At 35.8% G+C, this 15,251-nt stretch carries 12 protein-coding genes; 6 read left to right on the top strand and 6 right to left on the bottom strand.

The features are described from left to right. Positions 1-88: 88 nt before the first annotated feature. The 3 genes from AC27VX_RS09775 (at position 89) to AC27VX_RS09765 (ending at position 3,299) form a co-directional block, all read left to right on the top strand. Positions 89-1,213, top strand: a complete 1,125-nt coding sequence (locus tag AC27VX_RS09775; RefSeq protein WP_236858584.1) for a DegT/DnrJ/EryC1/StrS family aminotransferase — start codon at positions 89-91, stop codon at positions 1,211-1,213. Between the two features lie 462 nt (positions 1,214-1,675). Then, positions 1,676-2,695: a UDP-glucose 4-epimerase GalE gene (galE, locus tag AC27VX_RS09770; protein ID WP_488695322.1), complete on the top strand. Its 1,020-nt coding sequence runs from the start codon at positions 1,676-1,678 to the stop codon at positions 2,693-2,695. A gap of 151 nt (positions 2,696-2,846) precedes the next feature. After that, positions 2,847-3,299: an adenylyltransferase/cytidyltransferase family protein gene (locus tag AC27VX_RS09765; RefSeq protein WP_236858586.1), complete on the top strand. Its 453-nt coding sequence runs from the start codon at positions 2,847-2,849 to the stop codon at positions 3,297-3,299. Positions 3,300-3,345: 46 nt separating this feature from the next. Here AC27VX_RS09765 and AC27VX_RS09760 read toward each other — a convergent pair whose 3' ends face one another. The 5 genes from AC27VX_RS09760 to pnuC form a co-directional block, all read right to left on the bottom strand. Continuing rightward, entirely contained in the window at positions 3,346-5,952 is a 2,607-nt protein-coding gene (locus AC27VX_RS09760) for a TonB-dependent receptor (RefSeq protein ID WP_236858587.1), read from the bottom strand. 128 nt (positions 5,953-6,080) lie between these two features. Continuing rightward, entirely contained in the window at positions 6,081-7,106 is a 1,026-nt protein-coding gene (mltG, locus tag AC27VX_RS09755) for an endolytic transglycosylase MltG (protein WP_488695319.1), read from the bottom strand. A gap of 33 nt (positions 7,107-7,139) precedes the next feature. Next, complete coding sequence (gene dapF / locus AC27VX_RS09750; RefSeq protein WP_236858589.1) at positions 7,140-7,907, bottom strand: diaminopimelate epimerase; 768 nt, start codon at positions 7,905-7,907, stop codon at positions 7,140-7,142. A 91-nt stretch (positions 7,908-7,998) separates the two neighbouring features. Beyond that, on the bottom strand, positions 7,999-8,703 hold the full coding sequence (locus tag AC27VX_RS09745; protein ID WP_236858590.1) for a hypothetical protein: 705 nt from the start codon (positions 8,701-8,703) through the stop codon (positions 7,999-8,001). Beyond that, on the bottom strand, positions 8,700-9,377 hold the full coding sequence (pnuC, locus tag AC27VX_RS09740; RefSeq protein WP_236858591.1) for a nicotinamide riboside transporter PnuC: 678 nt from the start codon (positions 9,375-9,377) through the stop codon (positions 8,700-8,702). Before pnuC ends, AC27VX_RS09745 begins: the two co-directional genes overlap by 4 nt. Positions 9,378-9,542: 165 nt before the next feature. Between pnuC and AC27VX_RS09735 the strand changes: the two genes are divergently transcribed. The 3 genes from AC27VX_RS09735 (at position 9,543) to hemN (ending at position 13,659) form a co-directional block, all read left to right on the top strand. Then, on the top strand, positions 9,543-11,060 hold the full coding sequence (locus tag AC27VX_RS09735; protein WP_236858592.1) for an amino acid permease: 1,518 nt from the start codon (positions 9,543-9,545) through the stop codon (positions 11,058-11,060). Between the two features lie 48 nt (positions 11,061-11,108). Further along, positions 11,109-12,122: a WD40/YVTN/BNR-like repeat-containing protein gene (locus tag AC27VX_RS09730; RefSeq protein WP_488695312.1), complete on the top strand. Its 1,014-nt coding sequence runs from the start codon at positions 11,109-11,111 to the stop codon at positions 12,120-12,122. A 178-nt stretch (positions 12,123-12,300) separates the two neighbouring features. Beyond that, positions 12,301-13,659 (top strand): oxygen-independent coproporphyrinogen III oxidase, encoded by a 1,359-nt coding sequence (hemN, locus tag AC27VX_RS09725; protein ID WP_236858594.1) that lies wholly within the window; start codon positions 12,301-12,303, stop codon positions 13,657-13,659. A gap of 157 nt (positions 13,660-13,816) precedes the next feature. Here hemN and AC27VX_RS09720 read toward each other — a convergent pair whose 3' ends face one another. Continuing rightward, positions 13,817-15,187: a PQQ-dependent sugar dehydrogenase gene (locus AC27VX_RS09720; protein ID WP_488695310.1), complete on the bottom strand. Its 1,371-nt coding sequence runs from the start codon at positions 15,185-15,187 to the stop codon at positions 13,817-13,819. Between the last annotated feature and the right edge of the window lie 64 nt (positions 15,188-15,251).

Here is a 15,251-nt window from a genome sequence, read left to right as displayed (position 1 = left end):
AGATTAATTTGTATAAAGATAAAAACAAAATCAATAAAATTTTTGATAGGATTTTAAATTCCTTATTTTTACAGAAATATTTATCTATATGAAAAAAATTCAGATGGTTGACTTGCAAAGTCAGTATTACAAAATAAAGAATGATGTAGACAATGCGGTTTTGAATGTAATGGATTCTGCAGCGTTTATTAACGGCCCTGAAGTAAAGTCTTTCCAGAATGAATTGGAGTCTTATTTAGACGTAAAACATGTTATTCCATGTGCCAATGGTACAGATGCATTACAGATTGCCCTGATGGCTTTAGATCTGAAAGAAGGAGATGAGATTATTACAGCTGATTTTACTTTTGCTGCCACAGTGGAAGTTATTCACCTGCTTAAGTTAAAATCTGTATTGGTAGATGTTGACTATGATACCTTTACGATTTCAACAGAAGATTTGAGAAAAGCAATTACACCCAGAACAAAAGCGATCATTCCTGTACATTTATTCGGACAGTGTGCGAATATGGAAGAGATCCTGAAAATAGCTGAAGAGCACAATTTATATGTTATTGAAGACAATGCTCAGGCAATTGGTGCTGAGTATACATTCTCTGACGGTACAGTAAAGTTTGCCGGAACAATGTCTACCGTAGGAACCACTTCATTCTTCCCTTCAAAAAACCTGGGATGCTATGGTGATGGTGGAGCTATTTTTACCAATAATGATGAACTGGCGCACCGTTTAAGAGGTATTGTCAACCACGGAATGTACGAAAGATATTATCATGATGAAGTAGGAGTGAACTCCCGTTTGGATAGTATTCAGGCAGCTGTTTTAAGAAAAAAACTTCCTCATCTTGACACTTATAACGAAGCAAGAAGAAGAGCTGCTGACTTTTATGATGAAGCATTCGAAGGAAACCCAAATATTCTTACCCCAAAAAGAGCTGAAAATTCTACCCATGTATTCCACCAGTATACTTTAAGAATTCTGAACGGAAAACGTAACGAACTTCAGAAGTTTTTAACGGAAAAAGAAATTCCTGCAATGATCTATTATCCTGTAGCGCTAAGAAAGCAAAAAGCCTATTTCCAGGAAAGCAATGATGCAGATTTTGTAAATACAGATAAGCTTTTGGAAGAGGTGATCTCTTTACCCATGCACACGGAATTAGATGAAGAGCAGCTGAAGTATATTACAGATGCAGTGCTTGAGTTTATGGGATAATGAAAAATAAGATATTTAAATATAGAATAATTGGAATAGCAGTATTTGTATTCCAATTGTTTTTATTTTTACTTTTTTGCTTTGGTATTTATAGATCATTTTTGGAAATCAGTATAGGGGAAATATTTTCAATGGAGAATTTTCTCTTTCTCTTTACCTTAGCCTTATTTATAAGTTCGTTTTTAAGTTTAATTACTATTTTATTTAAAAGCAAAAAAGCAGTTCTATATTTAAATGTAAACTATATTTTAATTTTATTATTTTTTATTTTTGAATACATAAAGTTGAGGATTGAAGACTCGTTCGAGAAAGTTGATATTTTGATATTCTTTCTTACTTTTTCAACTATATCAGCTTTTCTTTTGATGACGAATATTTTTAAAAATAAAAAAGTGCAATTTCTAGAGTTAGATGATATAGGAAAACACAAAGATTAAGGAACACAAAGATTAAAAATAAAAAATGGCAATACTTGTTACCGGAGGACTTGGATATATAGGTTCCCACACTGTAGTAGAACTTCTCAATAACGGCTTTGAGGTGGTTATTGTAGATGATTTATCCAATACAGAAAGGTTTATTTTAAATAATATAGAGGAAATTACAGGTAAAAAGCCGGTTTTTTATCCTTTCGATTTAAGAAGAAAAGAACTTCTTACACAGGTTTTTGATGCCCATCAGATTGATGGATGTATTCATTTTGCTGCTTATAAAGCAGTGGGAGAGAGTCAGATAAGACCTGTAGACTATTATGAGAATAATTTATTTTCATTAATCAATATTCTTCAGGAATTTAAAGCAAGGGAAATCTCCAATTTCATTTTTAGTTCATCCTGTACTATATACGGACAGGCTGAAGTGATGCCGATTACCGAGAAGACCCCTTTAAAGCTTCCTGAAAGTGTATATGGGAAAACAAAACAAATGGGAGAAGAGATCCTGATTGATTTTGCTAAAGCTTACCACCGTAAAATATCTTTATTGAGATATTTTAATCCTATCGGAGCGCACCCGTCCGGAAAAATCGGAGAATTGCCAATAGGGGTTCCTAGTAATCTGGTCCCTTTTGTGATGCAGACTGCATCCCGAGTGCGTGAGAAGCTGAATATCTGGGGCAACGACTATGCTACAGAAGACGGAACAGCCGTTCGGGATTATGTTTATGTTGTGGATTTGGCGAAGGCCCATGTTGCAGCATTGAAAAAACTTATAGACGATTCTTCAGCTGATTCTTTGATTGATATTTACAATCTGGGAACAGGAAACGGCTCGTCTGTATTGGAGGTTGTAAAGGCCTTTGAAAAAGCGAATAACGTTGAAGTACCTTATCAGATCTGCGCAAGAAGAGAAGGAGATATTACAATCGCTTATGCAGATCCTCAAAAAGCTCAGAAAGAACTTAACTGGAAGTCGGAAACGTCTCTGGAAGAGTCCCTGAGAACTGTTTGGGAATGGCAGAAATATCTGAACACCAGAAGTTAATAGCTGGGAGGGTATAAAAATATTTCCGGACACAAAAAAGAACAATTTTAAAACGATTATAAAACAAATTACAAAACATTTTAACTGAATCTTATGTCTTTTATCCCTTAAAAGGGCATTGGTTTCAGCGAAATTTTAATTTAAAATTAATATGAAGACACAAAGAATAGGTATTACATTTTCCTCATTTGATTTATTACATGCGGGACATATCAAAATGCTTGAAGAAGCTAAGACCGTATGTGATTATTTAATTGTAGGGCTTCAGATCGATCCGTCTCACGACCGGCCAAACAAAAATAAGCCAAGTCAGACGATCGTGGAACGATATATCCAGTTGAAAGCTGTAAATGCGGTAGATGAGATCATCCCTTATTATACAGAAGAAGATCTTTTGGATATCTTAAAGTCTTTTGTTATTGACGTAAGAATCATTGGAGATGATTATATGGACAGAGATTTTACCGGTAAGCAGTACTGTGAGGAAAAAGGAATTGAGATCTTTTATAACAAAAGAGACCATAGGTTTTCCACCAGTGATTTAAGAAGAAGAATCTATGAAGCGGAAAAGGAAAAAGATACTAAAGCAGAAACTGTAAAATAAAATAATAAAAAATCCCGAAAAATTACTTTTCGGGATTTTTGTTGTATTACATCGGGCCACCACCTTGGTCGTCGCCTGCAGCATTAGAATTAATGTCTTTCTTCTTCTTAGGCTGATCTATTTTCTCCCCTTGTTTGAATCTGTAGGTTAAAGAAATAGAAAACTGCCTTGGCTGCCACTGCATATAATTTCTTCTTGTATAGTCACTGTTGAAACTATAAACCTCTCTGCTTCTTGTATTAAAGATATCCTGGATATTAAAAGAGATTGTTCCATCTCCTTTCCATATCGTTTTAGAAGCACCAAGATTCAGTGCATACATATCCTGAGTATTTTGATTTGCAGATTTTTGTGCACCTCTATAGAATCCCTGTAACTGTACGCTTAACGTTTTATCAAGCTTAAATGTTGTATTAAGACGTGCTCTCGTAGAGAAACCACTTCCTGTAAAATCCATAGAGCGGGTTTGTTCCTGTTTATCCCTGTCTACAGCAGCATAATAAGCTATTCCGGTAGTTTTATATCCGAACATATCCAGACTACCCATTATTTTGAACCATGCAAAAGGGTCATAGGTGAAATTCAGGTCCAGACCATAACGGTCGTCATTTCCTAAGTTGATAGGTTTAGTATAGAAAACTCCAAGACTTTCATCCGGTCTGTATACTAACATTTTAGTATCATCCGTAGCATGTCTGTAGTATAATGTAGGATTAACAGTAAACTTTTTTCTGGTAATATTATATCCTACTTCAAATGAATCTACATAGGATGGGTTCAAATCTATATTTCCTTCAAAAATATTCTGACTATTGCTATAATTCGGGAAAGGAACCATAAAGAATGATCTTGGTCTGTCTATCCTACGGGAATAATTAACCAAAATCTGGTTATTCTTGGAAACATCATAGCTCAGGAATACACTTGGGAATAAATTGTTATAGTTTTTAGTTTTATCTATAGGGGGGTCGTTAGGATTTTGATTGATATAATTAATCTTAACATTTGAAAGTTCATCTCTTAGCCCTAGCTGATAAGCAAAGTTTCCTATCTTACTTTTAAACTGTAAATACAGGGCATTGAAGATTTCTCTGTAGTTAGTATTGTTATTATAATTTGGAATATAAGGATTGTTGGAAGTACTACTTACAAAATTGTCATAGGTATTGTCATTGATATCCAATCTGTATCCCGCTTCAAGTTTAGATTTTTCTCCTAATGGCAATTCATAATCCGCTTTTCCAATAACGGTCTTACTTACAGAATGTCTTCTTGTGATATCATTAACATCAGGAAGAAGATCATTCGTCTCAAGAATGTTGGCATTGTTGTTACTTCTGTTTCTCTGCAAACTTAATGATACAGCTAAATTTTGACCTTTGTCATCAAATTTGTGGTCCAATCCAATATCCCCCTGGAATGCAAGGTTATTAAATACACTTCTAGAATCTCTTCTTCCAAAAGGGTTTAATAAATTCCATTTTCCTGCAGTGGTAGTTGGATCTGGTGAATCTCTGTAAAACCTGTAAAAACTATCATAAGTGTCAAGAATTTCAGTCCCATCTCCTTCAAATGTCCTTACCAATCCGGTTAAGTTGATTGATGTTTTGTCAGAAATATCATAAACAAAACCTGCACTTGCGTTATAATTTTTGTTATATGTATTATTGGTTGAATTTTGCAGCTGATGTACCAAAACATCATTAGGTTGTTTATTAGGAACTACATCTGGAAAAAGAAGATTGTGATAAGTAGTCTCAGAATTATTTTTAGTTTTATTTTCAGTGTAGCCGCCACCTCCATTGACAAACCATGTCCAGTTGTTTTTTCTCCAGCTCAAATTGGTATTAAGAGAAGTTCTTGGGAAATAGCCCAGCGTTCCGACCACACTACCATTAAATCCAACTTTCTTACTTTTTTTAAGAATGATATTTAAAATACCAGAAGTCCCACTTGCTTCAAACTTTGAAGAAGGATTGGTAATTACCTCAATTCTTTCGATCTGATCTGCCGGAATACTCTGTAATGCATTAGCTCCATCGTCTATTCCCAGAAGAGCAGATGGTTTTCCGTTAATAAGAAATTTCACATTAGAACTTCCTCTCATAGAAACTGTACCATCCGTATCCACAGAAACCGAAGGTACATTGGTTAAAACATCCTGAAGACTTCCTCCTTTACTTACAATATCCTGTGAAGGATCATATGTTTTTTTGTCTAATTCTACCTTATAAGGTTTGGCTGCGGAAGCAGTAATAACAACACCCTGGATCTCTTTTGTTTTCCCGTCAATAGTAGTGCCTGCTTCAGGCTCTATAGATAATGCACCAATATTACCTGCTGTCGCAATGTTTTTAGCGACTACAGTTTTCTTGTAATCAATTGCTTCTACCGTAATGTCATAATTCCCGGGCATAAGCTGAAGCTTATACTGTCCTTTTTCATCTGTAAGAACTGCATCACTTAATGCTTTGTCGGCCTTATTACTGAAGGTTACAGAGGCATAAGGTACCGGTTGATTTTTCTTGTTGACAATAGTCCCTGAAATCCCCGCTTTTTCTTGTGCAAAAGCGAGTGCTGCTGCCGAAAGTACTAAGGTTAGTCCTAAAGTTTTTCTTGTGAAAATATTGACAATTTCTGTCTTATTCTTCATAGGTTATTTTTTTGTATAAAATCGTGAAACGATAACCCTTAATATTTTGAATATCCATATCAATTTGATTTTCAAAATATTATGATTTATTTTTTTTAGCTGTATAAATTTTTAGGTGCTTTCTACACTTACTTTATATTCTTTGAATTGAGCCAGTCCTGATAAGCTTTTGCATTCACAGCATGCTCTTCAGCGCTTGCTGTAAACTTGTGATATCCAAATCTTGCAGGATCAGCACACATAAATATATAATTGTTGTTTTCTGCATTCAGAACAGCATCCACTGAATTCTTATCCACCACACAAATAGGACCCGGAGGAATCCCCGCATTAGCATAAGTGTTATAAGGAGATGGAGTAGACAGATGCTTATATAATACTCTTTTAATAGATTCTTTAAAATTAGTCTGCTTATTGATTGCATAGATCACCGTAGGATCAGACTGAAGTTTCATTCCTTTTCTGTAACGGTTCAAATATAATCCTGCGATCGTTCTCATTTCATCTTTCTTTCCACCGGACTCTTTATACACAATAGAAGCCAGGGCATAAATCTGATCTCTTGTAAGACCGGACTGCTGTTCTTTATTTTTTCTTTCACTTGTCCAGAAATCATTATACTGATCTTCAAATTTTGAAAAAAATTCTCTCGGGCTTACTGTCCAATAAAAATTATACGTATCAATGAAGAAATATTTTTTCAAATCTTCAACATCTTTGTATCCTTTCTCCTTTGCAACAACATCAAGATCATTTACGAAATGTAAAGAATCCAGTTCCGTTTTTTTGCTCACTTTGCCAATCATCTGATACATATCTCCAAAATCTCCGATTCTGAAAGAATTTGCAGTCTGATTACCTGCTTTAATCATATTGACAAGATTTGTATTTCCGGTTCCGCTCTCAATATGATAACGTCCGGCTTTAAAATTACCGTCAAGACCTTTATCTTTAGCTACCGCTTCAAAAGATTCTCTGTCTTTAATATAGGGAGCAATAGAGTCCAGAATCTGTTTGAAACCTGCCTTATGAGGAATCAGAACATAGCCTTCTTTCTCTACGTTATTTCCGTAATATTTATTATAAAATCTCAAACCAAAAAATCCTGCAACTGCAAAAACAAGCAGAATAATAATGAGAATAGCTTTTTTCATTCTTAAATATGTTGATTAAAAGTTTTCCTGTTTTTAAAGAAGATCTGTTTTACCTCTAAAAACTTGCTTTGCCGGACCCTCTAGCCATATTTTGAAGAAAGAATTTCCGTTTTTTTCAGCATATACTTTAAGATTTCCACCTAAAGTTTTAACTTTTACAGAGGTTAGATTGTGTTTTTGAAGAAAAGTTAAAGCAGAAGCTGTAACTCCGGTTCCGCAGCTGTAAGTTTCATCCTCAACGCCTCGTTCATAGGTTCTTACAAAAATTTCATTTTCAGAAATTTTTTCAACAAAGTTGACATTGATGCCGTTTTCCTTATAATTTTCTGAATTTCTAATGCTGTTTCCCTCAGTATACACATTATATTCAGCTAGATTTTTTACATATTTTACATAGTGGGGAGATCCGGTATTCAGCACAAAATCGTTTCCGTCATTTGAAATAGTATCCACATCAATCATTTTTAACTTGATGATTCCATTGTGGATTTCAGCATCGTGCGCTCCGTCTGTTGCAATGAATTTACATTTATCCTCAAAAATATCCAGGAAAAAAGCAAAAGCTACCAGACATCTTCCTCCATTTCCACACATGGTACTTTCGCCGCCATCAGAATTGTAGTAGACCATTTTAAAATCGTAATCAGCATCGTTTTCCAATAGAATAAGTCCGTCTGCACCTATTCCAAAACGTCTGTCACATAGTTTTTCAATACTTTTTTTATCTTTAGGAAATTGCAGATCACGGTTGTCTACCATTACAAAATCATTTCCTGTTCCCTGATATTTATAAAATTCCATATTTTTTTGTCTTAAATGAAGGAGCAAAATTAATATATTTAAAATGAAAAACGAACAGTGTTAACTGTTCGTTTTGTTATTTATAATCGTTTTATCTAAAGCCGCCACCGCTCTGTTGTCTTGTAGAGCCACTGCTGCTTTGGCTGCCTGAGCTGTTTCTGAATCCCCCACCTGATGAAGGCTCCGGTCTGCTGGTGCTTTCAGAATTTCTGAAGCCGCTATTGTTGGAGCTTCCGTTGTTTTGATTTCTGAAACCACTATTATTCTGAGTTCCCTGAGTGTTTTGATTGCCAGTACTTTGGTTTCTGAAACCACCGCTACTCTGGTTTCTGAAGCCACTGTTGTTCTGGGTTCCCTGACTGTTCTGATAACCGCTGTTTTGGTTTCTGAACCCGCCACTGTTGTTTCTGTTTCCGTTGTTATTGAAACCACCTCCGTTATTGTATGAGCCATTACTATTGGTAGTACGTGTATTCTGGAATCCGTTAGCAGGTCTCTGTGACGTTGTTGACGAACGTCTCTCTACATATACTTTTCTTCTGTTGTTATTATCATTATAGTAATAATAAGGAACACCATTATCATAGTAATAATTGACGTTGTTTCTATAATAATACCCATCATTCCCATAATATCCACCACTTCCGTAATAGCCGGAAGGGGCATAATAATATCCATTATTATAATATGGGTCACCGTAACCGCTGTTATAACCATATCCGTCAGAATATGCTAAACAAGATGTTAAACTGGTAATAGCAAAAATAGTGACTGCTATTTTAAATAAATTTTTCATGACTTTATTGTACTTTTTTCTTTAAAACTTTTTTTCCAATTTAGATATCCTAAGATAGCCATTATAGTAAATACCAAATATTGAACCGAAGTGATACCAAGACCCTTAAAAATCATCATAGGCATGCAGATGAAATCTCCGACAATCCAGAAAATCCAGTTCTCAATGCGTTGTTTGGCCATAAACCACATTCCGACTAAAAATATTGAAGTGGTAAATACATCCAGCCAATTGGCCCAGTCCAAATGATATAACCCAAGGCTGGTTCCGTCCATTGAAAACTTGTTGTCAATATAAGGTTTATAATAGTAAATAAGAGTGACCAATGCCAGGCTCAATATAAAAAGAATGCTTGCGTAGAGCCATTCCTTCCTGGTGGCCCATGTAACATCCACATGAATATGATCTTTTGAATTCTTTGCCCACAGGACCCATCCGTAGACACTCATTACGGAATAATAGACATTGATCAGGCAGTCTCCCAGTAAACCGAAATTGAAAAGGATATAAACATAAATCAAGGTAGAAATGATACCTGTGGGGTATACCCAAATATTTTTTTTAATGGAAAAATACACACTCAGAGTGCCGAATATTGCTCCTGAAGCTTCCAGTATAATCTGTAAAGCATCATAATTTTCATAAGGCTTTATAAAAAGATCATATAAATTCATGTGTTCAAAAATAAACAAAATTTACTACTTTCCGAAATGCTTTAAATCAGGTGCTGGTCAGGTTTTTAAAGTTTTTAATGTAAAATAAATGATGAAATTTTAACGATAAACGTGAGAGTCTCTAAATTTTTTATATTTTCGTAAATCCTTAATAAATAAAAAAACATGTCGAAAATTTGGGTTAAAAAACCACTAAGTGCCTATGAGGCAGATATGAAGAAAAGTGAGCTGAAAAAGGTCCTCGGGAAATGGAGTTTAACAGCTATTGGAGTGGGTGCTATCATCGGTGGTGGAATCTTTGTTCTTACCGGAACGGGAGCCTATTATCATGCAGGTCCTGCACTTGCCATTTCCTTTATCATAGCAGGTATAGCCTGCGTTTTTGCAGCATTATGCTATGCTGAATTTGCCTCTATTATTCCTGTAGAAGGCTCTGCTTATGCCTATGCATATGGTACTGTGGGGGAAATCTTTGCCTGGGCCATGGGCTGGTGTCTTATCCTGGAGTATGCTATGGCAAGTATGGCGGTCTCCGTGAGCTGGTCCGGATATTTTAACAAGTTTTTGAAAATATTTAATATTCATTTACCCACCTATCTTACCTCAGACCCGGCAAGTTACACAGGAGAGGGGTTTTCCATGAACCTGCCTGCATTTGTTCTTGTTTTACTGATTACAGCATTGCTGGTTAAAGGAACCAAAGAGGCAGCAGGAGCTAATAACCTGATTGTTTTAATGAAAACTTCTGCCGTTATCTTTGTAATTATCGCAGGAGTTTATATTATTTTTACAAATACAGATCTTTATAACGCTGTAGATGGTGTTAAAAACTGGAAACCTTTTATTCCCGATCAGATAAAAATTAAAAATTCTGAAGGTGATATGGTCTCTGCCTATGGCATCAAAGGTATTATTTCCGGAGCTGCAGCCATCTTCTTTGCCTATATTGGTTTTGATGCTGTTTCTACCCAGGCCGGAGAAGCGATTAACCCTAAAAAAGATGTGCCTTTTGCAATTATCGTTTCATTATTGGTTTGTACAGCTCTTTATATCTGTGTATCTCTTGTATTGACTGGGATGATGCATTATTCAGACTTTAACCCGGAAGGTAAATATCCTGACGCAATCAAAGCGCCTGTAGCTTATGCTTTTGAAATTGCCGGAAAACACTGGGCTAGTAACGTAGTAACTATTGCAGCTACTGTAGGATTGATTTCTGTAGTAATGGTAATGATGATGGGACAATCAAGAATCTTTATCGGAATGGCTAAAGATGGATTGATTCCTCAGTTCTTCGGTCAGCTTCATCCTAAAACAAAAACACCTTACAAAGGAATTATTCTGTTAGGAGTTGTAGTAGCATTTATTGCTGCATTTACACCAATTTCAACATTGGCAGATATGACAAGTTTCGGAACTTTGTTTGCATTTACGTTAGTGTGCATCGCTGTTTGGGTGATGAGAAAGAAAGAACCGGCCCTGATCAGACCTTTTAAAGTTCCTGCTTATAAAATAGTTGTAACGCTGGGTGTATTTATTAATATTTATTTGATTTTTAACCTGAGTGCTCATGCATTAGAGCTTTCTGCAGTATGGCTATTCTTGGGAGGTTTAGTATACTTCCTTTACGGAAAATCAAATAGTAAACTTAATAATCCTGAAAAATATAAGGACTTAGATTAATTGTATAATATAAACCGCTTCGGCGGTTTTTTTGTTTTAAAATTCATTATGAAAAAAATATCCGCCATTTTACTCTTATCTATAGGAATCAGTGCATTTTCTCAACAGGTAGAAAGCGTTGAAACGATTTTCAGTGATAAAATAAGCATCAGAGCACTTGAGCTGTATAATAATAAAGTCTGGTATACAGGTACAGATTCCAAGTTTGGATTTGTAGATCTTAAGAATTATAAAGAACAAAAGCAGATTAAGCTCTCAGAAAGAAAACTTCAGTTCAGAACATTAGCTCAGGATAAAACGTGTTTTTATACCATCAATATCGAAAGCCCGGCCTATTTCTTTACAATTGATAAAAAAGATCTTAAATCACAGATTGTTTTTAAAGATTCGGCGAAAACAGCATTTTACGATGCTCTACATTTCGTAAATGACAAACTTGCCTACACTTTTAGTGATGCAGACCAGGATCATGTATTGAAACTGGCAAAATATAAGGATGGAAAATGGAGTATGCTTAAAAATAGTTTAGTATTGAATGAGGGTGAAGCTGCTTTTGCTGCCAGCAATACCAATATTTCATCCGCTTCCCGCTATATGTGGATTGCAACAGGTGGTAATGCTTCAAGAATTATTAGACTGAATTTGATAGATGAGAACCTGACAGTATTTAAAACACCATTTATACAGGGTGAGTCTTCACAGGGGATGTACTCATTAGATTTCAAAGATGATAAATTCGGAATTGCAGTAGGAGGAGATTACACCAAACAGGATGCTAATGTCAATAATATTGCGACTACCAATGACGGTGGTGAAACGTGGCAGATTCAAGCCTCCGGAAAGAATGCAGGATATATGACGTGTGTGAAAATAAAGCCCGGCTCAAAGGGGAAAGAGATCATTGCAGTGGGAGATCAGCATGTCAGCTATTCTTCAGATTATGGAAAGACCTGGAAGAAAATTTCCGATGAAAAAGGTTTTTTCGTCTGCCAATGGATCAATAGTAACAGCCTGGTTTTTGCAGGGAAAGACAGAATTGTGATTATGAAATTAAAATTTTAAATATCAGATATAGAATTTATCACTATTATACAAAAGCCTGACCATACGTATTTAGACTCATTATAAAATAGAACCTAATATAATTCATAGGTTAAAATTCATAACTATTGGTTAATTTTGTAGCTCGGAGATTTAATTATGTTAAATTTCTTATCCTTATAAAATTTTAATTTTCAAAATGAACTCTTTAATAGATAAGTATAATATTCCCGGGCCGCGTTACACTTCTTATCCTACTGTTCCTTATTGGGATGATACTACATTCTCACCGGAAAGATGGAAGCAGAGCGTAATAAGGTCTTTTCACGAGAGTAATGCAGAGGAGGGGATTTCTATTTATATCCATTTACCTTTCTGCGAAGCGTTGTGTACATTCTGTGCATGCCATAAAAGGATTACAAAACAACACAGTGTGGAAATTCCTTATCTGGAAAGCGTTTTAAAAGAATGGAAATTATATCTTGAGCTTTTCAACGAGAAACCAAAACTAAAAGAATTGCACCTTGGTGGTGGAACTCCTACTTTTTTCTCTCCTGAGAATTTAAAAACACTATTAAGCGGAATTTTTGAAACGGTAGACATTGCAGAACATCCTGAGTTTTCTTTTGAGGGACATCCGAACAATACGACAAAGGATCATCTTCAGACTTTATATGATCTTGGTTTCAGAAGAGTAAGTTTTGGTGTTCAGGATTATGATCCTAAAGTTCAGAAAGCAATCAACAGAATTCAGCCTTTTGAAAATGTAAAAGCAGTAACGGAATGGGCTAAGGAAATTGGCTATAGAGGAATCAGCCATGATCTGGTTTTCGGACTGCCGCACCAGAATTGGGAAGCAATGGAGCATACCATCAGAAAAACAATGGAGCTGAAGCCGGACAGATTAGCATTTTATTCTTATGCGCATGTGCCATGGGTAAAAGGAGTAGGGCAGAGAGGTTTTGATGAGAATGATCTTCCAAGTGGAGAAGAAAAACGCCGTTTGTATGAAGATGGTAAAAGGCTCCTTCAGGATTTAGGATATATTGAAGTAGGAATGGATCATTTCTCTCTGGAGCATGATGATCTGTATCAGTCTTTGATACATAAGAAGCTCCACAGGAACTTTATGGGCTACACTTCCAGCAATACGCAGCTGATGGTTGGATTGGGAATGTCTGCGATTTCAGATTCATGGTATGCTTTTGCGCAGAATGTAAAAACAGTGGAAGAATACCAGAAAATGGTTGAAGAAGGAGAGATCCCGGTAGTGAAAGGGCATGTTCTGAATGAAGAAGATCTGATCGTAAGAAGACATATTCTGAATCTGATGTGTCAGCTTGAGACCACTTTTCATGAAGAGAATTCGTTCCCTGAGCTTGAAAATGCATTGGGAATGCTGAAAGAGATGGAAAATGACGGATTGGTTGAAATCAGTGGTAATGAAATTAAAATTACAGAAGAAGGAAGGGCATTCACCAGAAATGTAGCCATGGTTTTCGATCTCAGAATGATGAGAAATAAACCCGAAACGAGAATTTTCTCTATGACGATATAAAATAAAAGCGGTTCACTTAGAACCGCTTTTTATTTGCTTTAAATTTTAGTTATAAAAATAGTATTTAACAAAAACACAAAGGATCATACATCGCTTTATATCTTGCCTTTTGGCTACAGAGTGATTGGCCCTTAATGAAGTGTTTTTAAAAATAAAACTATTTAATGATCAATTTTTGGCTGTAAGACTTAGTGTCTCCCGATTTCAGATTAATAAAATAAACTCCAGCAGATATTTTTGAAATATCAATTGCTTTGCCATTGACAATCTGATCAGTTTCCAGTACTTTTCGTCCCTCTGCACTGATGATCTCTGCAGTAACTTTTTTATCTTTAATTCCGTTGATGAAGATTTCTTTAGAAGCAGGATTTGGATACACTTTTACTGATCCAAGATTATTATAATCCTGTGTGCCCAGAGTTCCCGTACTTATTTTAAAAATCTTTCCGCTGTTAACAGCAGCTACATACAATTCGTTTTGTGAATCCTGACCAAAAGTAGAAAAGTTGTTTCCAGTGTAGGCTGAAGTCCATGTGATCGTGTTATTATTATCCAGTATTCCGATCTGAGTAGAACAGTAGTCTGCAAAAAAGTATTTTCCCTGTAGAGATGGATATTGAGAGCCTCTGTAAACATATCCTCCGGTAATAGAGCATTTTCCACCTGAATGATCATACACAGCAGTAGGGAATGTCATGGTAGACTGTGCAGGACATCCTGCAGGGTTGTAAGAATTGTTTCCCTCATAGCAGCGCCAGCCATAATTTAAACCTGCCTGAGTGATAGGCATTTTGTTGATCTCTTCTATGGCTCCCTGTCCCACGTCAGCAATCATCACATTTCCTGTTGTGAGGTCAAAAGAAAATTTCCATCCATTTCGTAGTCCGTAGGCCCATATTTCGTCTGCGCCATCTATTGCAGCCCCTACAAAAGGATTATCTGCAGGAATATTATAAGGGCCGGTGGCATCTACATCTATTCTCAGCATTTTTCCCAGAAGAACATTTTTATTTTGTGCATTATTATTGGGGTCTCCGCCGCTTCCTCCGTCGCCGGTGATAATCCAGAGTTTTCCGTCAGGAGCAAAATGAATGCTTCCACCGTTGTGGTTGTCGAATGGTTTCGGAATGTTCAATAGTATTTTTTCAGAATTGGGATCTGCAATGTTGGGATCCGTAGAGCTGACACTGTATCTTGCGACAACAACATTTCCGCTTGGGTTGTTATAATACACAAAAAAATACCCATTGGTAGAGTATTGAGGATGAAAAGCAAGCCCCAAAAGCCCCCTTTCGCCACCAAAAATAATTTTTGAATCGATATTCAGAAAATTTGCTGGATTAACGGTTCCATTGGGCTGGATAATTTTGATAATACCGTTCTGCTGTACGACAAACAAACGGTTGTCATTGGCATTCGTAATCTCTACCGGACTGGTAAGCCCGGTCACAAATTCTTCCAAATTAATGCTTTGAGAATTAACAATTAAGGAAGAAACAATACTGATGCTAAAAAGTAGTTTTTTCATAATATATTGATGATTAGTGTGTTGAAATAGTAATGAAAATTTTGTACCAATCAAATTTTGAAGA

The organism is Chryseobacterium sp. 14P4.3.2, assembly GCF_057799275.1.
The sequence above is the reverse complement of the archived record's forward strand: the minus strand, read 5'-3'. Positions and strand labels throughout refer to the sequence as shown.

Coding starts and splice junctions, on each gene's coding strand:
- AC27VX_RS09775 (WP_236858584.1), top strand. CDS start 89: ATGAAAAAAATTCAGATGGTTGACTTGCAAAGTCAGTATTACAAAATA.
- galE (WP_488695322.1), top strand. CDS start 1,676: ATGGCAATACTTGTTACCGGAGGACTTGGATATATAGGTTCCCACACT.
- AC27VX_RS09765 (WP_236858586.1), top strand. CDS start 2,847: ATGAAGACACAAAGAATAGGTATTACATTTTCCTCATTTGATTTATTA.
- AC27VX_RS09760 (WP_236858587.1), bottom strand. CDS start 5,952: ATGAAGAATAAGACAGAAATTGTCAATATTTTCACAAGAAAAACTTTA.
- mltG (WP_488695319.1), bottom strand. CDS start 7,106: ATGAAAAAAGCTATTCTCATTATTATTCTGCTTGTTTTTGCAGTTGCA.
- dapF (WP_236858589.1), bottom strand. CDS start 7,907: ATGGAATTTTATAAATATCAGGGAACAGGAAATGATTTTGTAATGGTA.
- AC27VX_RS09745 (WP_236858590.1), bottom strand. CDS start 8,703: ATGAAAAATTTATTTAAAATAGCAGTCACTATTTTTGCTATTACCAGT.
- pnuC (WP_236858591.1), bottom strand. CDS start 9,377: ATGAATTTATATGATCTTTTTATAAAGCCTTATGAAAATTATGATGCT.
- AC27VX_RS09735 (WP_236858592.1), top strand. CDS start 9,543: ATGTCGAAAATTTGGGTTAAAAAACCACTAAGTGCCTATGAGGCAGAT.
- AC27VX_RS09730 (WP_488695312.1), top strand. CDS start 11,109: ATGAAAAAAATATCCGCCATTTTACTCTTATCTATAGGAATCAGTGCA.
- hemN (WP_236858594.1), top strand. CDS start 12,301: ATGAACTCTTTAATAGATAAGTATAATATTCCCGGGCCGCGTTACACT.
- AC27VX_RS09720 (WP_488695310.1), bottom strand. CDS start 15,187: ATGAAAAAACTACTTTTTAGCATCAGTATTGTTTCTTCCTTAATTGTT.